Raw genomic sequence first — 18,620 nt, forward strand, 5'->3', positions numbered from 1 at the left:
TATCCGCGAAGGTGGCCGTACCGTCGGCGCCGGCGTCGTGGCAAAGATCCTCGACTAAGTTGTTCGATTGCGAGCGCGGCACCAACCGGCCGCGTTCGTTGCCAGAAAGGGTTGGCGCTAGCGTCAGCTCTCAGTAGTTTTAGGGGTATAGCTCAACTGGCAGAGCGTCGGTCTCCAAAACCGAAGGTTGGGGGTTCGATTCCCTCTGCCCCTGCCAAATCAATCAGCCGCGTCGCGAGGAGCAATCGTGACGCGGCTTAGTCTCGTTTGCGAAACATGGCCAATCCCAATGTTGAAACCGTGAACGCCAACAGCGGCAAGTGGATGCTCGGCGTCGCGGTGCTGCTGGTGGTTGCCGGCGTCATCGGTTTCTATGCACTCGCACAGCAACCGTCTTATGTACGTGGCGCTGCGCTGTTCGGCGGTATTGCACTGGGTGTCGTCGTTGCACTGGTGTCGGCACCGGGCAAGGACTTCATTGGGTTCGCCAAGGAATCGTATCGGGAAGTTCGCAAGGTCGTCTGGCCGACGCGCAAGGAAGCCGGACAGATGACGGGCCTGGTGTTTGTCTTCGTCGTAGTGATGGCACTGTTCTTGTGGTCGGCGGACAAGCTCATCGAGTGGGTTGTGTTCTCGCTCGTGCTGGGCTGGAAATAAGAGGTAGCACATGACCGATAACGCTCAGCAGGAAACCACCGCGCCGGAATCGCCTTCGTCGAAGAAGCGCTGGTATGTCGTGCATGCCTACTCCGGCATGGAGAAGAGCGTGCAGCGCGCGCTGCAGGAGCGCATCGAGCGCGCCGAGATGCAGGACAAGTTTGGCCGCATCCTGGTGCCGTCCGAAGAAGTCGTGGAAATCAAGGGCGGCCACAAGTCGGTCACCGAGCGTCGTTTCTTCCCGGGCTACGTGCTGGTGGAAATGGAAATGACCGACGAAACCTGGCACCTGGTGAAGAACACCAGCAAGGTCACTGGTTTCGTGGGCGGCGCACGCAACCGCCCGAGCCCGATTTCGCAGCGCGAAGTCGACAAGATCATGACCCAGATGCAGGAAGGGGTCGAGAAGCCGCGTCCCAAGACGCTGTTCGAAGTGGGCGAAATGGTGCGCGTCAAGGACGGCCCGTTCACCGATTTCAACGGCAACGTGGAAGAAGTGAACTACGAGAAATCGCGCCTGCGCGTCTCGGTCACCATCTTCGGACGTGCAACGCCGGTCGAACTCGAATTCGGCCAGGTCGAGAAGGTTTAAGGAATTTGCCGGTTGTCGGCCGAGAGGGCGGCAACTGGCAACGGCAGTGTCCCAGGGCGTTGCCAAAGAGGAGCGTGAGGCCGTGCCACCGGTGCGGCGACAGCGCGTTACGACTCAACAGGATCGTCTTCCCCGAGTGGAGCGATCCGGATTGGAGTAGAGATGGCCAAGAAGATCATTGGCTTTATCAAGCTGCAGATTCCGGCTGGTAAGGCAAATCCCTCCCCGCCCGTTGGTCCCGCACTGGGTCAGCGTGGTCTGAACATCATGGAGTTCTGCAAGGCGTTCAATGCCCAGACCCAAGGCATGGAGCCTGGTCTGCCGGTGCCGGTGGTGATTACCGCCTTCGCCGACAAGAGCTTCACCTTCGTGATGAAGTCGCCGCCTGCGACCGTGCTGATCAAGAAGGCAGCCGGCATCACCAAGGGTTCGCCGAAGCCCCATACCGACAAGGTTGGCAAGATCACCCGCGCCCAAGCTGAAGAAATCGCCAAGGCCAAGAACGCTGACCTGACCGCCGCCGACCTGGACGCCGCCGTGCGTACCATCGCCGGTTCGGCTCGTTCGATGGGCATCACCGTGGAGGGTCTGTAAATGGCTAAGGTTTCCAAGCGCGTCGCCGCCAACAAGGCGAAGATCGAGCGTACCAAGTTCTACCCGATCGACGAGGCCCTGGGCCTGGTGAAGGGCTGCGCCTCGGCGAAGTTCGACGAGTCGATCGACGTGGCCGTGCAACTGGGTATCGACGCCAAAAAGTCGGACCAGGTGGTTCGTGGTTCCGTGGTGCTGCCCGCCGGTACCGGCAAGTCGGTGCGCGTGGCTGTGTTCGCCCAGGGCGACAAGGCCGAGGCCGCCAAGGCCGCCGGTGCTGACATCGTTGGCATGGAAGATCTGGCCGAGCAAGTCAAGGCTGGCAACCTGAACTTCGACGTCGTGATCGCTTCGCCGGACACGATGCGTATCGTCGGTACGCTGGGCCAGATCCTGGGCCCGCGCGGCCTGATGCCGAACCCGAAGGTCGGTACCGTGACCCCCGACGTGGCCCAGGCCGTGAAGAACGCCAAGGCCGGTCAGGTCCAGTTCCGTGTCGACAAGGCCGGTATCATCCACGCCACCATCGGCCGCCGTTCGTTCGAAGACGCCGCGCTGAAGAGCAACCTGTCGGCGCTGCTGGACGCGCTGGTCAAGGCCAAGCCGGCCACCAGCAAGGGCGTGTACCTGCGCAAGATCGCTGTTTCGTCGACCATGGGCGTCGGCGTGCGTGTCGACCAGGCTACGCTGGCTGCCTGAGCTGACGGCAAATTGCTGACCGGCACCCGATAACACCGGTCGGCAAAAAGAATTGAAGACCCTGGCCAATGGCGAGGGTCGTCTCCGGACCGCAAGGGATGGAGCATGGCTTTGGGCAGCGGTGCTCGCTGGATGCGCAAGCATCGGCAGGCATCGCTGGTTATCAAAGACCGCTGGTGTCCTTGTCCGCGGCAGTGATGCGGAAAGGGCTTAATCGGTCGGAACGTGCGGCAAGGCTTCATGCCTGAGCGACGTCTTCCGGCCAGCCAGCGCAGATGGCGCACCCGAAGGGATTGAAGCAACCGGGCACTGACCCGGGTGATTCGGGCCAATCGGACGCCGTTCGTTTGTGCTGACGTGAAGGCTCCGGTATAGCCGGAGACCCAGCGTCATTTTGGAGCTTAACCGTGCCACTCAATATTGAAGATAAGAAGGCCGTCGTTGCTGAGGTCTCGGCGCAAGTCGCCAAGGCCCAGACCATCGTCGTCGCCGAATATCGCGGCATTGCGGTTGGCGATCTGACCAAGCTGCGTGCTGCCGCTCGCCAGCAAGGCGTGTACCTGCGTGTTCTGAAGAACACGCTGGCTCGCCGTGCCGTCGAAGGTACGCCGTTTGCAGGCCTCGCAGAGCAGATGACCGGTCCGCTGATCTACGGTATTTCCGAAGATGCAGTGGCCTCGGCCAAGGTTCTGAACGACTTCGCCAAGACCAACGACAAGCTGGTCCTGCGCGCCGGGTCGTATGACGGCAAGGTTCTCGACGCTGCCGCCGTGAAGGCGCTGGCCTCGATCCCGACCCGCGACGAACTGATTGCTCAGCTGCTGGGCGTGATGCAGGCACCGGTGTCGGGCTTCGCCCGTCTGCTGGCTGCCCTGGCCGCCAAGAAGGAAGAAGGCGCTCCCGCGGAAGCGGAAGCCGCCGGCGCCTAAGGCAATCCAGGCCGCGCATCGAAAGATCGCATTACCGATACCGAATCAAATCTAGTAGGAGTATTTCAAATGGCAATCACCAAAGACGACATCCTGGAAGCCGTTGGCGCGATGTCCGTGATGGAACTGAACGACCTGGTCAAGGCGTTCGAAGAGAAGTTTGGCGTGTCGGCTGCTGCCATGGCCGTGGCTGCTGCTCCGGGCGCTGGCGGTGCCGCCGCTGCTGAAGAGCAGACCGAGTTCAACGTGATCCTGGCCGAAGTCGGCGCCAACAAGGTTGGCGTGATCAAGGCCGTTCGCGAAATCACCGGTCTGGGCCTGAAGGAAGCCAAGGACCTGGTCGATGGCGCACCGAAGCCCGTCAAGGAAGGCGTGGACAAGGCCGCTGCTGCCGAAGCCAAGAAGAAGCTGGAAGACGCCGGCGCCAAGGTCGACGTCAAGTAATGTTGTACTCGCGTGCCCTTGCGGCACGCGAATGGGGCTGGCAAAGGGAAATTCCCGGCGCCAGCCTTTTTGCGCTTGTGCGATTGTGTTTTAGTCACCACTCGGCACAGCGGCAAAGTTACAAAATGTGATGTTTGCGGGTCCCGGCACCACTTCATTTGCCGGCAACTCAGCAGAGGCCAAACATCAGTGGCACACTAAGTGGTTGCTGCTGATGTTTGTCTTCTGAACCGACTGCAGAAGACAAGTTTGGTCGGGTGTCCCCCGGGCGAGTGCAGGCGTTGCGCTGATGCGACGACCACACCGCCCGCAGCGTGCGGACACCGTCAGCCAGAGGTTGGTAGCGGCCAACCGCCAAATCCCCTCCCAGTCGCTGAACACCTCAGGCGCGGCCAGGTCCAGCCGTCCTGCGATGATTCGGAGATCCCATGGCGTACAGCTTCACCGAAAAGAAGCGCATTCGCAAAAGTTTTGCGAAGCGCGCGACGGTACATCAGGTTCCATTCCTGCTTGCCACTCAGATTGAATCCTACACCCAGTTCTTGCAAGCGGAAACGCCGACCGCGCGTCGCAAGAGCGAAGGCCTCCAGGCCGCATTCAACGCAATCTTCCCGATCTCTTCGCATAACGGGCTCGCCCGTATGGAGTTCGTCTCGTATCACCTGTCCAACCCGCCGTTCGACGTCAAGGAATGTCAGCAGCGTGGCCTGACCTTCCACTCGGCCCTGCGCGCCAAGGTTCGCCTGATCATCAACGATCGCGAGAACCCGGGCAAGGTCAAGGAAGTGAAGGAGCAGGAAGTCTACATGGGTGAGATCCCCCTGATGACTTCCACCGGTTCGTTCGTGATCAACGGCACCGAGCGTGTCATCGTCTCGCAGCTGCACCGCTCGCCGGGCGTGTTCTTCGAGCACGACAAGGGCAAGACCCACAGCTCGGGCAAGCTGCTGTTCTCGGCCCGTATCATCCCCTACCGCGGTTCGTGGCTGGACTTCGAGTTCGACCCGAAGGACATCCTGTACTTCCGCGTCGACCGCCGCCGCAAGATGCCGGTGACGATCCTGCTGAAGTCGATCGGCCTGACCCCGGAACAGATCCTCGCGCACTTCTTCGTGTTCGACAACTTCACGCTGCAGTCGGAAGGCGCGCAGCTGGAGTTCGTGCCCGAGCGCCTGCGCGGTGAAGTCGCGCGCTTCGACATCGCCGACAAGAACGGCCGCGTGGTGGTCGAGAAGGACAAGCGGATCAACGCCAAGCATATCCGCGACCTGGACTCAGCCGGCACCAAGCTGATCAGCGTGCCGGAAGACTACCTGCTGGGCCGCGTGCTGGCCAAGAACATCATCGACCCGGATACCGGCGAGGTGATTGCCAACGCCAACGACGAGCTGACCGAAACGCTGCTGGAAAACCTGCGCGAAGCCGGTGTCAAGCAGATCCAGACCCTGTACACCAACGATCTGGACCAGGGCCCGTACATGTCGCAGACCCTGCGCGTGGACGAGACCGCCGACCAGACCGCTGCGCGTATCGCGATCTACCGCATGATGCGCCCGGGCGAGCCGCCGACCGAAGAAGCCGTGGAAGCGCTGTTCCAGCGCCTGTTCTACAGCGAAGAGTCGTACGACCTGTCGCGCGTTGGCCGCATGAAGGTCAACAGCCGCCTGGGCCGCCCCAGCGGTGAAGGCGCCATGGTGCTGCAGGACGAGGACATCCTCGAGACCATCAAGATCCTGGTCAACCTGCGCAACGGCAAGGGCGAGGTCGATGACATCGACCACCTGGGCAACCGTCGCGTGCGTTGCGTCGGCGAACTGGCCGAAAACCAGTTCCGCGCCGGCCTGTCGCGTGTGGAGCGCGCCGTCAAGGAACGTCTGGGCCAGGCCGAGACCGAGAACCTGATGCCGCACGACCTGATCAACTCGAAGCCGATCTCGTCGGCGATCCGCGAGTTCTTCGGTTCGTCGCAGCTGTCACAGTTCATGGACCAGACCAACCCGCTGTCCGAGATCACGCACAAGCGCCGTGTCTCCGCACTGGGCCCGGGCGGTCTGACCCGCGAGCGCGCAGGCTTTGAAGTCCGCGACGTGCACCCGACCCACTACGGCCGCGTGTGCCCGATCGAAACGCCGGAAGGTCCGAACATTGGCCTGATCAACTCGCTGGCACTTTACGCGCGCCTGAACGAGTATGGCTTCCTGGAAACCCCGTACCGCAAGGTCGAGAACAGCAAGCTGACCGACCAGGTCGACTACCTGTCCGCGATCGAGGAAGGCAAGTACGTGGTGGCGCAGGCCAACGCGACCGTCGACGCCGACGGCAACCTGACCGACGAACTGGTGTCGGCGCGCGAAGGCTCCGAGCGTGAGACCCGTATGGTGACGCCGGACCGCGTGCAGTACATCGACGTGGCGCCGTCGCAGATCGTGTCGGCCGCAGCCTCGCTGGTGCCGTTCCTGGAACACGATGACGCGAACCGTGCACTGATGGGCGCGAACATGCAGCGTCAGGCCGTGCCTTGCCTGCGTCCGGACAAGCCGCTGGTCGGCACCGGCATCGAGCGCACCGTTGCGGTCGACTCGGGTACGGCCGTGCAGGCGATGCGTGGCGGCGTGGTCGACTACGTCGACGCGATGCGTATCGTGATCCGCGTGAACGACGACGAAGCCGTGGCCGGTGAAGTCGGCGTGGACATCTACAACCTGATCAAGTACACGCGCTCGAACCAGAACACCAACATCAACCAGCGTCCGATGGTGAAGGTCGGCGACCACGTTGCCCGCGGCGACGTGATTGCCGACGGCGCCTCGACCGACCTGGGCGAGCTGGCACTGGGCCAGAACATGCTGGTGGCGTTCATGCCGTGGAACGGCTACAACTTCGAGGATTCGATCCTGATCTCGGAGCGTGTGGTGGCCGAAGACCGCTATACCTCGATCCACATCGAGGAACTGTCGGTGGTTGCCCGCGACACCAAGCTGGGACCCGAGGAAATCACGCGCGATATCTCGAACCTGGCCGAAGCCCAGCTGGCTCGCCTGGACGAGTCGGGCATCACCTACATCGGCGCCGAGGTTGAAGCCGGCGACGTGCTGGTGGGCAAGGTCACGCCGAAGGGCGAGACCCAGCTGACTCCGGAAGAGAAGCTGCTGCGCGCGATCTTCGGCGAGAAGGCATCGGACGTGAAGGACACCTCGCTGCGCGTGCCGTCGGGCATGAGCGGCATCGTGATCGACGTCCAGGTCTTCACCCGCGAAGGCGTGACCCGCGACAAGCGCGCCCAGTCGATCATCGACGACGAGCTGAAGCGCTACCGCCTGGACCTGAACGACCAGCTGCGTATCGTGGAAGGCGATGCCTTCCAGCGTCTGGAGCGCCTGCTGATCGACAAGACCGTCAACGGCGGTCCGAAGAAGCTGGCCAAGGGCGCCAAGATCACCAAGGAATACCTGGCTGACGTCGACAAGTACCACTGGTTCGACATCCGTCCGGCCGACGAGGAACTGGCTGCCCAGCTGGAAGCCGTCAAGGAAGCCATCGAGCAGAAGCGCCACGAGTTCGACCTGGCCTTCGAAGAGAAGCGCAAGAAGCTGACGCAGGGCGACGAACTGCCGCCGGGCGTGATCAAGATGGTCAAGGTCTACCTGGCCGTCAAGCGCCGCCTGCAGCCTGGCGACAAGATGGCAGGCCGTCACGGTAACAAGGGTGTGGTGTCGAAGATCGTCCCGATCGAAGACATGCCGTACATGGCGGACGGTACCCCGGCCGACATCGTGCTGAACCCGCTGGGCGTGCCGTCGCGGATGAACGTGGGCCAGATCCTGGAAACCCACCTGGGCTGGGCCGCGCGCGGCCTGGGCCAGCGCATCGGCGACATGCTCAAGGCCTCGGCCAAGGCGCAGGAACTGCGCACGCTGCTCTCGCAGATCTACAACGAGAGCGGCAAGCCGGAAGACCTGGACAGCCTGAGCGACGCCGAAGTGCTGGAACTGGCGCACAACCTGAAGAAGGGCGTGCCGTTCGCGACGCCGGTGTTCGACGGTGCGCACGAGAAGGAAATCAAGCGCATGCTCGACCTGGCCTACCCGGACGAGATCGCCGCCGAGAAGGGCCTGACGGCTTCCAAGCAGCAGGTCACGCTGCACGACGGCCGCACCGGCGAAGCGTTCGAGCGTCCGGTCACGCTGGGTGTGATGCACATGCTGAAGCTGCACCACCTGGTCGACGACAAGATGCACGCACGTTCCACCGGCCCGTACTCGCTGGTGACGCAGCAGCCGCTGGGCGGTAAGGCCCAGTTCGGTGGCCAGCGTTTCGGTGAGATGGAAGTGTGGGCACTGGAAGCCTACGGCGCGTCCTACGTGCTGCAGGAAATGCTGACGGTCAAGTCCGATGACGTGAACGGCCGTACCAAGGTGTACGAGAACATCGTCAAGGGCGAGCACTCGATCGATGCCGGCATGCCGGAATCGTTCAACGTGCTGGTGAAGGAAATTCGCTCGCTGGGTATCGACATCGACCTCGATCGCTACTGATCGAGACGATGCGGGTGCCAGCCACGGCGGGCACCCACCAGCGCAGGATTTCCCACAGGATTGAATGCCGCGGCACCGGACAGACTCCGGAGCGGCGGCGAAACAAGGAGTTGCAATGAAAGCATTGCTCGATCTCTTTAAGCAGGTACAGCAGGAAGAGCAGTTCGACGCGATCAAGATCGGCCTGGCCTCGCCCGAGAAGATCCGTTCGTGGTCGTACGGCGAAGTGAAGAAGCCGGAAACGATCAACTACCGTACGTTCAAGCCGGAACGCGACGGCCTGTTCTGCGCCAAGATCTTTGGCCCGATCAAGGACTACGAGTGCCTGTGCGGCAAGTACAAGCGCCTGAAGCACCGCGGCGTGATCTGCGAGAAGTGCGGCGTTGAAGTGACGCTGGCCAAGGTGCGCCGCGAGCGCATGGGCCACATCGAACTGGCCGCGCCGACCGCGCACATCTGGTTCCTGAAGTCGCTGCCGTCGCGCCTGGGCATGGTCCTGGACATGACGCTGCGCGACATCGAGCGCGTACTGTACTTCGAAGCATTCGTGGTGCTCGAGCCCGGCATGACCCCGCTCAAGAAGAGCCAGATCATGTCGGAAGACGACTACCTGGCGAAGTGCGACGAGTACGGCGAGGGCGAGTTCGTCGCCATGATGGGTGCCGAGGGCATCCGTGAACTGCTGCGCGGCATCGACATCGAGAAGCAGATCGAACAGATCCGCGCCGAGCTGCAGGCCACCGGTTCCGAAGCCAAGATCAAGAAATTCGCCAAGCGCCTGAAGGTGCTCGAGGCCTTCCAGCGTTCGGGCATCAAGCCCGAGTGGATGATCCTCGAAGTGCTGCCGGTGCTGCCGCCCGAGCTGCGTCCGCTGGTGCCGCTGGACGGCGGCCGCTTCGCGACCTCGGACCTGAACGACCTGTATCGCCGCGTCATCAACCGTAACAACCGCCTGAAGCGCCTGCTGGAGCTGAAGGCGCCTGAGATCATCGTGCGCAACGAAAAGCGCATGCTGCAGGAAGCGGTTGACTCGCTGCTGGACAACGGCCGTCGCGGCAAGGCGATGACCGGCGCCAACAAGCGTCCGCTGAAGTCCCTGGCCGAAATGATCAAGGGCAAGGGCGGCCGTTTCCGTCAGAACCTGCTGGGCAAGCGCGTCGACTACTCGGGCCGTTCGGTCATCGTGGTGGGCCCGACGCTCAAGCTGCACCAGTGCGGCCTGCCCAAGCTGATGGCGCTCGAGCTGTTCAAGCCCTTCATCTTCCACAAGCTGGAAACGATGGGCATCGCCACCACCATCAAGGCGGCGAAGAAGGAAGTCGAAAGCCAGACCCCGGTGGTGTGGGACATCCTCGAAGAGGTGATCCGCGAGCACCCGGTGATGCTGAACCGTGCGCCGACGCTGCACCGCCTGGGTATCCAGGCGTTCGAGCCGGTGCTGATCGAAGGCAAGGCCATCCAGCTGCACCCGCTGGTCTGCGCGGCGTTCAACGCTGACTTCGACGGTGACCAGATGGCTGTCCACGTCCCGCTGTCGCTGGAAGCGCAGATGGAAGCCCGCACCCTGATGCTGGCCTCCAACAACGTGCTGTTCCCGGCCAACGGCGACCCGTCGATCGTGCCGTCGCAAGACGTGGTGCTGGGTCTGTACTACACGACCCGCGACAAGATCAACGGCCGCGGCGAGGGCATGACCTTTGCCGACATCAGCGAAGTGATCCGCGCCTACGAGAACAAGGAAGTCGAGCTGGCTTCCCGCGTGAACGTGCGTATCACCGAGTATGAGCTTGTCGACAAGGACGCCGAAGGCGACGCCCGTTTCGCACCCAAGATCACGCTGCAGGCCACCACGGTCGGCCGCGCGATCCTGTCCGAGATCCTGCCGAAGGGCCTGCCGTTCTCGGTGCTGAACAAGCCGCTCAAGAAGAAGGAAATCTCGCGCCTGATCAACACGGCGTTCCGCAAGTGCGGCCTGCGCGAGACCGTGATCTTCGCCGACAAGCTGCTGCAGTCGGGCTTCCGCCTGGCAACCCGCGCCGGTATCTCGATCGCGATCGACGACATGCTGGTGCCGCCCGCCAAGGAGAAGATCATCGCCGAGGCCTCGGCCAAGGTGAAGGAATACGACAAGCAGTACATGTCGGGTCTGGTGACCGACCAGGAACGCTACAACAACGTCGTGGACATCTGGGGCGCCGCCGGCGACCAGGTGGGCAAGGCGATGATGGAGCAGCTCCAGCACGAAGACGTGGTCGACCGCGATGGCAAGACCGTGAAGCAAGAGTCGTTCAACTCCATCTACATGATGGCCGACTCGGGCGCACGGGGTTCCGCGGCGCAGATCCGCCAGCTGGCCGGTATGCGTGGCCTGATGGCCAAGCCGGATGGCTCGATCATTGAAACGCCGATTACGGCGAACTTCCGTGAAGGCCTGAACGTTCTGCAGTACTTCATCTCGACCCACGGTGCCCGTAAGGGTCTGGCGGATACGGCACTGAAGACCGCGAACTCGGGTTACCTGACCCGTCGTCTGGTCGACGTGACCCAGGATCTGGTCGTGGTGGAAGACGATTGCGGCACCTCCAACGGCGTGGCCATGAAGGCCCTGGTCGAAGGCGGTGAAGTGATCGAAGCCCTGCGCGACCGTATCCTCGGCCGTGTGACCGTGGCCGACGTGGTGAACCCGGAAACCCAGGAAACCGCGATCGAATCCGGCACGCTGCTGGACGAAGACCTGGTCGAGCTGATCGACAACATCGGCGTGGACGAAGTCAAGGTCCGCACCCCGCTGTCGTGCGACACGCGCTACGGCCTGTGCGCCAAGTGCTACGGCCGCGACCTCGGCCGCGGCGTGATGGTGAACTCCGGCGAAGCGGTTGGCGTGATTGCCGCCCAGTCGATCGGTGAGCCGGGCACCCAGCTGACCATGCGTACGTTCCACATCGGTGGTGCGGCATCGCGTGCGGCGGTGGCATCGAGCGTGGAAGCGAAGGCAACCGGTACCGTGCGTTTCACGGCGACCATGCGCTACGTCACCAATGCGAAGGGCGAACTGATCGTCATCTCGCGTTCGGGCGAGGCGCTGATCACCGACGACCACGGCCGCGAGCGCGAGCGCCACAAGATCCCGTACGGCGCCACGCTGCTGGTGCAGGACGGCCAGGCCATCAAGGCTGGCACGCAGCTGGCCACGTGGGATGCACTGACTCGCCCGATCGTCTCGGAATACACCGGTACGACGAAGTTCGAGAACGTCGAAGAAGGCGTGACCGTCGCCAAGCAGATGGACGAAGTGACCGGCCTGTCGACCCTGGTGGTGATCGACGCCAAGCGCCGCACGGCTGCAACCAAGGGCATCCGCCCGCAGGTGAAGCTGCTCGACGCCAACGGCCAGGAAGTGAAGATCCCGGGCACGGACCACTCCGTGACCATCGGCTTCCAGGTCGGCGCGCTGATTACCGTGAAGGACGGCCAGCAGGTGCACGTGGGTGAAGTGCTCGCACGTATCCCGACCGAATCGCAGAAGACCCGCGACATTACCGGTGGTCTGCCGCGTGTGGCCGAGCTGTTCGAAGCGCGTTCGCCGAAGGACGCCGCCGTGCTGGCGGAAGTCACGGGCACGACCTCGTTCGGCAAGGACACCAAGGGCAAGCAGCGCCTGGTCATCACTGACCTGGACGGCAATGCCCACGAGTTCCTGATCGCTAAGGAAAAGCAGGTGCTGGTGCACGACGGCCAGGTGGTGAACAAGGGCGAAATGATCGTGGAAGGTCCGGCGGACCCGCACGACATCCTGCGCCTGAAGGGCATCGAAGAGCTGGCGCACTACATCGTGGACGAAGTGCAGGACGTGTACCGTCTGCAGGGCGTGAAGATCAACGACAAGCACATCGAGGTGATCGTTCGCCAGATGCTGCGTCGTGTGCAGATCGCCGATGTGGGCGACACCAAGTTCATCCCGGGTGAACAGGTGGAGCGCTCGGAACTGCTCGACGAGAACGACCGCGTGATCGCCGAAGGCAAGCGTCCGGCAACCTACGAGAACCTGCTGCTGGGTATTACCAAGGCGTCGCTGTCGACCGACAGCTTCATCTCGGCGGCATCGTTCCAGGAAACCACGCGCGTGCTGACCGAAGCCGCGATCATGGGCAAGACCGATGACCTGCGTGGTCTGAAGGAAAACGTGATCGTGGGTCGTCTGATCCCGGCCGGTACCGGCCTGGCCTACCACCGTGCCCGCAAGGCGCGCGAGGCCTCCGAGCGCGAACGCGCCCAGGCGATCGCCGAAGAAGAGCAGTCGCTCTTCATCGAGCCGCCGCCGGTGGTGCAGGCGACGACCGAGGGTGAAGGCGACAACGCCTGATCTCGCAGTAGTGAATGCCCGCCGCAAGGCGGTCAAAAAGCCCGGCTGATCCAGCCGGGCTTTTTTTTATCCGCGCGTGGCGTGACCTTTCGTGAGAATCGTCGGAGAGTTTGCCCGCGAGGCGCGGTAGCCGGGTCCCTTAGTGGTAAGGTTACGGCTTTTCCGGCTTCAGCAATTCCGCAGTCCATGTCGCAAGCACTGGCGATCCTCAAGGATGTCTTCGGCTACCACGCCTTCCGCGGGCGCCAGGCCGAGATCATCGACCACGTTGCCGAAGGCGGCGACAGCCTGGTGCTGATGCCGACCGGCGGCGGCAAGTCGCTGTGCTACCAGATTCCGGCACTGCTGCGCCAGCGCTCAGGGCAGGGCGTCGGCATCGTGGTATCGCCGCTGATCGCGCTGATGCAGGACCAGGTCGCGGCGCTGACCGAAGCCGGCGTGCGCGCCGCGGTACTGAATTCGACGCTGACCGGTTCGGAAGCGTCCGCCGTCGAGCGCGACCTGCTCGCCGGCAGGGTGGAGATCCTCTACGTCGCACCCGAGCGGCTGATGACGCCGCGCTTCCTCGACCTGCTCGAGCGTACCCGCGTCGGGCTGTTCGCCATCGACGAGGCGCATTGCGTATCGCAGTGGGGCCACGATTTCCGGCCGGAGTACATCCAGCTGTCGGTGCTGCACGAACGCTTCCCGTACGTGCCGCGCATCGCGCTGACCGCGACCGCCGACGCGCTGACGCGCAACGAGATCATCGAGCGGCTGGCGCTGGACGACGCCCGCGTTTTCATCTCCAGCTTCGACCGGCCGAATATCCGCTACCGCATCGTCGAGAAGGACAATGCGCGCCAGCAGTTGCTGGCCTTTATCAAGGCCGAGCACACCGCCGCCGACGGCACACATGACAGCGGCATCGTCTACTGCCTGTCACGCAAGAAGGTGGAAGACACCGCGGCGTGGCTGGAAGGGCAGGGCATCAACGCGCTGCCTTACCATGCCGGCATGGACCCCGGCACGCGCCAGCGCCACCAGGCACGCTTCCGCGAAGAAGAAGGGCTGGTGATGGTGGCCACCATTGCCTTCGGCATGGGGATCGACAAGCCGGACGTCCGCTTCGTCGCTCACCTTGACCTGCCCAAGAGCATGGAAGGCTACTACCAGGAGACGGGACGCGCCGGGCGCGACGGATTGCCCGCCAATGCCTGGATGGCCTACGGCCTGGGCGACGTGGTGCAGCAGAAGCGCATGATCGACGAGTCGGAGGCGGACGAGGCGTTCAAGCGCGTGTCGTCGGCCAAGCTCGATGCGCTGCTGGGTTTGTGCGAAACCGCCGGCTGCCGGCGCCAGCGCATCCTCGCGTACTTCGACGAAGCCAGCGAGCCCTGTGGCAACTGCGACACCTGCCTGGAGCCGCCGGCCACCTGGGATGGCACGCGCGAGGCGCAGATGGCGCTGTCTTGCGTGTACCGCACCGCGCAGGCAAGCCGCATCCACTTTGGTGCGACCCACCTGGTCGACGTGCTGCGCGGCAATGCCTCGGAAAAGATCAAGCAGTGGGGCCATGACAAGGTATCGACCTTCGGCATCGGCAAGGACCGATCGGTGCATGAATGGCACACGGTCTTCCGCCAGCTGATCGCCCAGGGTCTGCTGATGATCGACCATGGCGGTCACGGCGCGCTGCTGCTGGGCGAACGCGCGCGCGAGGTGCTCAGGGGCGAGCGCCAGATCATCCTGCGACGCCAGGCTGCCAAGCCGGCCAAGTCCGGCGAGCGCGCGGCGCGCGGCAACCGCATCGACCATACCGCGGACATGGACGCCGATACGCTGGCCAACTGGGAGGCGCTGCGCCGCTGGCGCACCGAGGCCGCGCGCGAGCACGGCGTGCCGGCCTACGTGATTTTCCACGACGCCACGCTGGCCGAACTGGCGCGCACGGCGCCGGACTCGCTGTCGGCGATGCAGGGCATTCCCGGGATTGGTGCATCCAAGCTGGAGCGCTACGGGCAGGGCATCCTCGACACCCTGCGCGGGGTCTAGCCGGCGCTGCTTGTCAGCCGGGTATACGGCTTGACGGTATACGATTCCCCTGCTAGAGTGCCAGATTCGAGTTTTTGGCTTTGGATTTCGCTCGCCCGTCGGATATGTGGCTTTCATGCCGCTGCCGGCAAGCCTTCCGGACCGGTTTTGATGGACCGGTGGCGGCAGATGCGGGATCCGGATGCCGGCTCGCGCTCTTTGGCATGCTGTTACCGCACAGTCCCGTCTCCAGAGCGCGTCCGCTCATCTCTCCCGCCCAAAAACTTGTAGTTGCCTCTCCATCCTGGTTCATGCCGGTGCGAGGGGCGTTTTTCGTAAAACCAAGCTGGATTGAACAATGCCAACTATCAACCAACTGGTTCGCAAGCCGCGCGTCTCTGAAGTCGTCAAGAGCAAGAGCCCGGCGCTTGAGAACTGCCCCCAGCGCCGTGGTGTGTGCACCCGCGTGTACACCACGACGCCGAAGAAGCCGAACTCGGCACTGCGTAAGGTCGCCAAGGTGCGCCTGACCAACGGTTTCGAAGTCATTTCGTACATCGGCGGTGAAGGCCACAACCTGCAGGAACACTCGGTCGTGCTGATCCGCGGCGGCCGTGTGAAGGATCTGCCGGGTGTGCGTTACCACATCGTCCGTGGCTCGCTGGACCTGCAAGGCGTGAAGGACCGCAAGCAGGCCCGTTCGAAGTACGGCGCGAAGCGTCCGAAGGCGGCCTAAGCTTAGGGTGCCTGGGTCCGAAAGACCCACAGCAGCAACAACCGATAGCCTGTGGCGCAAGTCATGGTGCTGTCACCAGGCGGCGGTACAACGGAGCGCCTTTTTGGCAACCGTGCCGTCGAGTAAGTGGTCACCCGGCGAATTTGCTGTCTATTGCATGCAAGCTAGTTGGTGGCCGGAGAGCGGAAACAACTGACCGCGCTCTCAACTGAATCTAAAGGAAAGAAGATGCCACGTCGTCGTGAAGTCCCCAAGCGGGATGTTCTGCCTGATCCGAAGTTCGGCAACGTTGAAGTTGCCAAGTTTATGAACGTGCTGATGCTGGACGGCAAGAAGTCGGTTGCCGAACGTATCGTCTATGGCGCGTTCGACCAGATCGAAAAGAAGGCAGGCAAGGCCCCCATCGAAGTGTTCTCCGTTGCCATCAACAACGTGAAGCCGGTGGTGGAAGTGAAGAGCCGTCGCGTGGGCGGCGCCAACTATCAGGTTCCGGTCGAAGTCCGTCCGTCGCGTCGTCTGGCATTGGCGATGCGTTGGCTGCGCGAGGCCGCGAAGAAACGCAGCGAGAAGTCGATGGCGCTGCGCCTGGCAGGTGAGCTGCTGGAAGCATCGGAAGGCCGTGGCGGCGCGATGAAGAAGCGCGACGAAGTGCACCGCATGGCCGAAGCCAACAAGGCGTTCTCGCACTTCCGCTTCTAAAGCGCGCGAAAACACTGTTGGTTGCCGGGCGGGCTGTGTTTTCACACATCTCGCCCGTTTGTGTTAAGGGCGCAGGTCATGAGATCTCTGCGCCTCATGGACGAATAGAGGATTAAAGTGGCTCGTAAGACTCCTATTGAGCGCTACCGTAACATCGGTATTTCGGCTCACATTGACGCGGGTAAAACCACCACGACCGAGCGGATCCTGTTCTACACCGGTGTGAACCACAAGATCGGTGAAGTGCATGATGGCGCGGCCACCATGGACTGGATGGAGCAGGAGCAGGAGCGCGGCATCACCATCACGTCTGCTGCGACCACCGCCTTCTGGAAGGGCATGGGCGGCAACTACCCCGAGCACCGCTTCAACATCATCGACACCCCGGGCCACGTGGACTTCACCATCGAGGTGGAGCGTTCCATGCGCGTGCTGGACGGCGCCTGCATGGTCTACTGCGCAGTGGGTGGCGTGCAGCCGCAGTCGGAAACCGTCTGGCGTCAGGCCAACAAGTACAAGGTGCCGCGTCTGGCGTTCGTCAACAAGATGGACCGTACCGGCGCGAACTTCTTCAAGGTCTACGACCAGCTGAAGACCCGCCTGAAGGCCAACCCGGTGCCCGTCGTGGTACCGATCGGCGCTGAAGACGGCTTCCAGGGCGTCGTCGATCTGCTGGAAATGAAGGCGATCGTTTGGGACGAAGCCAGCCAGGGCGTGAAGTTCGAATATCAGGACATCCCGGCCGAGCTGCAAGCCACCGCTGACGAATGGCGCGAGAAGATGGTCGAATCCGCCGCCGAAGCCAGCGAAGAGCTGATGGAAAAGTACCTGGGCGGCGAAGAGCTGACCCGCGCCGAGATCGTCAAGGCGCTGCGTGACCGTACCATCGCCTGCGAAATCCAGCCGATGCTGTGCGGCACCGCGTTCAAGAACAAGGGCGTGCAGCGCATGCTCGACGCCGTGATCGACTTCCTGCCGTCGCCGGTCGACATTCCGCCGGTTACGGGCACGGACGAGGACGACAGCGAGAAGAAGCTCGAGCGCAAGGCTGACGACAACGAAAAGTTCTCGGCACTGGCGTTCAAGATCATGACCGACCCGTTCGTTGGCCAGCTGATCTTCTTCCGCGTCTACTCGGGCAAGATCAATTCGGGCGACACCGTGTACAACCCGGTCAAGAGCAAGAAGGAACGCCTCGGCCGTATTCTGCAGATGCATGCCAACCAGCGCGAAGAAATCAAGGAAGTGCTGGCCGGCGACATCGCCGCTGCAGTGGGTCTGAAGGACGCCACCACGGGCGACACGCTGTGCGATCCGGCTGCACCGATCGTGCTCGAGCGCATGGTGTTCCCGGAGCCGGTGATCTCGCAGGCCGTCGAGCCGAAGACCAAGGCTGACCAGGAAAAGATGGGCATCGCCCTGAACCGCCTGGCCGCCGAAGATCCGTCGTTCCGCGTGCGTACCGATGAAGAATCGGGCCAGACCATCATTTCGGGCATGGGCGAGCTCCACCTCGAAATTCTGGTCGACCGCATGAAGCGCGAATTCGGCGTGGAAGCCAACATCGGCGCGCCGCAGGTGGCCTACCGCGAAACCATTCGCAAGACGGCCGAAGGCGTCGAGGGCAAGTTCGTCAAGCAGTCGGGCGGCCGCGGCCAGTACGGTCACGCCGTGATCACGCTGGAACCGCAAGAGCCGGGCAAGGGCTTCGAGTTCATCGACGCCATCAAGGGCGGTGTGATTCCTCGTGAATACATCCCGGCGGTCGAGAAGGGTATCGTCGACACGCTGCCGAACGGTATCCTGGCTGGCTTCCCGGTGGTGGACGTGAAGGTGACGCTGACGTTCGGTTCGTACCACGACGTGGACTCGAACGAAAACGCGTTCCGCATGGCCGGCTCGATGGCTTTCAAGGAAGCCATGCGCAAGGCCAGCCCGGTCCTGCTCGAGCCGATGATGGCCGTGGAAGTGGAAACGCCGGAAGACTACACGGGTACCGTGATGGGCGACCTGTCGTCCCGCCGCGGCATCGTGCAGGGCATGGACGACATGGTGGGTGGCGGCAAGATCATCAAGGCCGAAGTCCCGCTGTCGGAAATGTTTGGTTATTCCACGTCGCTGCGCTCGGCCACGCAAGGCCGCGCCACGTACACCATGGAATTCAAGCACTACGCTGAGGCACCGAAGAACATCGCCGAAGCCGTGATGACGGCCAAGGGCAAGTAATTCGAAGTTTGCCGCCGCGCCTGCCGGTGCGGCGGCGCGATGAAACAACAAGACTGCATTCCTATCAGGAGCTAAGAAATGGCAAAGGAAAAGTTCGAGCGGACCAAGCCGCACGTGAACGTTGGTACGATTGGTC

12 protein-coding genes and 1 tRNA gene are annotated in these 18,620 nt (G+C 62.9%); all 13 read left to right on the top strand.

The genetic code is table 11. From position 1 onward, the window contains the following. The first annotated feature begins 141 nt into the window (after positions 1 to 141). The 13 genes from IPF36_RS32085 to fusA all read left to right on the top strand — a co-directional run bounded on the left by IPF36_RS32085 (position 142) and on the right by fusA (position 18,484). Positions 142 to 217, top strand: a tRNA-Trp gene (locus tag IPF36_RS32085). A gap of 59 nt (positions 218 to 276) precedes the next feature. Further along, positions 277 to 657, top strand: coding sequence for a preprotein translocase subunit SecE (gene secE, locus IPF36_RS32090; protein WP_135706079.1), 381 nt, complete (start codon positions 277 to 279; stop codon positions 655 to 657). Between the two features lie 10 nt (positions 658 to 667). Then, positions 668 to 1,249: a transcription termination/antitermination protein NusG gene (gene nusG / locus IPF36_RS32095; protein WP_010810468.1), complete on the top strand. Its 582-nt coding sequence runs from the start codon at positions 668 to 670 to the stop codon at positions 1,247 to 1,249. Between the two features lie 162 nt (positions 1,250 to 1,411). Beyond that, the gene (gene rplK / locus IPF36_RS32100) at positions 1,412 to 1,843 is read left to right on the top strand and encodes a 50S ribosomal protein L11 (protein WP_010810467.1); all 432 of its coding nucleotides are present in this window, start codon (positions 1,412 to 1,414) and stop codon (positions 1,841 to 1,843) included. Continuing rightward, complete coding sequence (gene rplA / locus IPF36_RS32105; RefSeq protein WP_029049799.1) at positions 1,844 to 2,539, top strand: 50S ribosomal protein L1; 696 nt, start codon at positions 1,844 to 1,846, stop codon at positions 2,537 to 2,539. 407 nt (positions 2,540 to 2,946) lie between these two features. Beyond that, positions 2,947 to 3,468 carry a 50S ribosomal protein L10 gene (gene rplJ, locus IPF36_RS32110; RefSeq protein ID WP_115660927.1) on the top strand — a complete coding sequence of 174 codons (522 nt, stop codon included), beginning with the start codon at positions 2,947 to 2,949 and terminating at the stop codon, positions 3,466 to 3,468. A gap of 69 nt (positions 3,469 to 3,537) precedes the next feature. Further along, complete coding sequence (rplL, locus tag IPF36_RS32115; RefSeq protein WP_010810464.1) at positions 3,538 to 3,912, top strand: 50S ribosomal protein L7/L12; 375 nt, start codon at positions 3,538 to 3,540, stop codon at positions 3,910 to 3,912. A 428-nt stretch (positions 3,913 to 4,340) separates the two neighbouring features. Further along, positions 4,341 to 8,447 (top strand): DNA-directed RNA polymerase subunit beta, encoded by a 4,107-nt coding sequence (rpoB, locus tag IPF36_RS32120; RefSeq protein WP_133098469.1) that lies wholly within the window; start codon positions 4,341 to 4,343, stop codon positions 8,445 to 8,447. Positions 8,448 to 8,562: 115 nt separating this feature from the next. Continuing rightward, complete coding sequence (rpoC, locus tag IPF36_RS32125) at positions 8,563 to 12,810, top strand: DNA-directed RNA polymerase subunit beta' (RefSeq protein WP_135706078.1); 4,248 nt, start codon at positions 8,563 to 8,565, stop codon at positions 12,808 to 12,810. A 186-nt stretch (positions 12,811 to 12,996) separates the two neighbouring features. Continuing rightward, on the top strand, positions 12,997 to 14,844 hold the full coding sequence (gene recQ, locus IPF36_RS32130; RefSeq protein ID WP_135706077.1) for a DNA helicase RecQ: 1,848 nt from the start codon (positions 12,997 to 12,999) through the stop codon (positions 14,842 to 14,844). A gap of 337 nt (positions 14,845 to 15,181) precedes the next feature. After that, positions 15,182 to 15,559: a 30S ribosomal protein S12 gene (gene rpsL, locus IPF36_RS32135; protein ID WP_010810460.1), complete on the top strand. Its 378-nt coding sequence runs from the start codon at positions 15,182 to 15,184 to the stop codon at positions 15,557 to 15,559. A 228-nt stretch (positions 15,560 to 15,787) separates the two neighbouring features. Continuing rightward, the gene (gene rpsG, locus IPF36_RS32140; RefSeq protein WP_010810459.1) at positions 15,788 to 16,258 is read left to right on the top strand and encodes a 30S ribosomal protein S7; all 471 of its coding nucleotides are present in this window, start codon (positions 15,788 to 15,790) and stop codon (positions 16,256 to 16,258) included. A gap of 117 nt (positions 16,259 to 16,375) precedes the next feature. Continuing rightward, a complete protein-coding gene (gene fusA, locus IPF36_RS32145; RefSeq protein ID WP_029049804.1) occupies positions 16,376 to 18,484 on the top strand; it encodes an elongation factor G in 2,109 nt (702 codons plus the stop codon). The last annotated feature ends 136 nt before the right edge of the window (positions 18,485 to 18,620 follow it).

It is taken from the genome of Cupriavidus sp. IK-TO18, assembly GCF_015549295.1.
Lineage (GTDB): Bacteria > Pseudomonadota > Gammaproteobacteria > Burkholderiales > Burkholderiaceae > Cupriavidus > Cupriavidus oxalaticus_A.

Coding starts and splice junctions, on each gene's coding strand:
- secE (WP_135706079.1), top strand. CDS start 277: ATGGCCAATCCCAATGTTGAAACCGTGAACGCCAACAGCGGCAAGTGG.
- nusG (WP_010810468.1), top strand. CDS start 668: ATGACCGATAACGCTCAGCAGGAAACCACCGCGCCGGAATCGCCTTCG.
- rplK (WP_010810467.1), top strand. CDS start 1,412: ATGGCCAAGAAGATCATTGGCTTTATCAAGCTGCAGATTCCGGCTGGT.
- rplA (WP_029049799.1), top strand. CDS start 1,844: ATGGCTAAGGTTTCCAAGCGCGTCGCCGCCAACAAGGCGAAGATCGAG.
- rplL (WP_010810464.1), top strand. CDS start 3,538: ATGGCAATCACCAAAGACGACATCCTGGAAGCCGTTGGCGCGATGTCC.
- rpoB (WP_133098469.1), top strand. CDS start 4,341: ATGGCGTACAGCTTCACCGAAAAGAAGCGCATTCGCAAAAGTTTTGCG.
- rpoC (WP_135706078.1), top strand. CDS start 8,563: ATGAAAGCATTGCTCGATCTCTTTAAGCAGGTACAGCAGGAAGAGCAG.
- recQ (WP_135706077.1), top strand. CDS start 12,997: ATGTCGCAAGCACTGGCGATCCTCAAGGATGTCTTCGGCTACCACGCC.
- rpsL (WP_010810460.1), top strand. CDS start 15,182: ATGCCAACTATCAACCAACTGGTTCGCAAGCCGCGCGTCTCTGAAGTC.
- rpsG (WP_010810459.1), top strand. CDS start 15,788: ATGCCACGTCGTCGTGAAGTCCCCAAGCGGGATGTTCTGCCTGATCCG.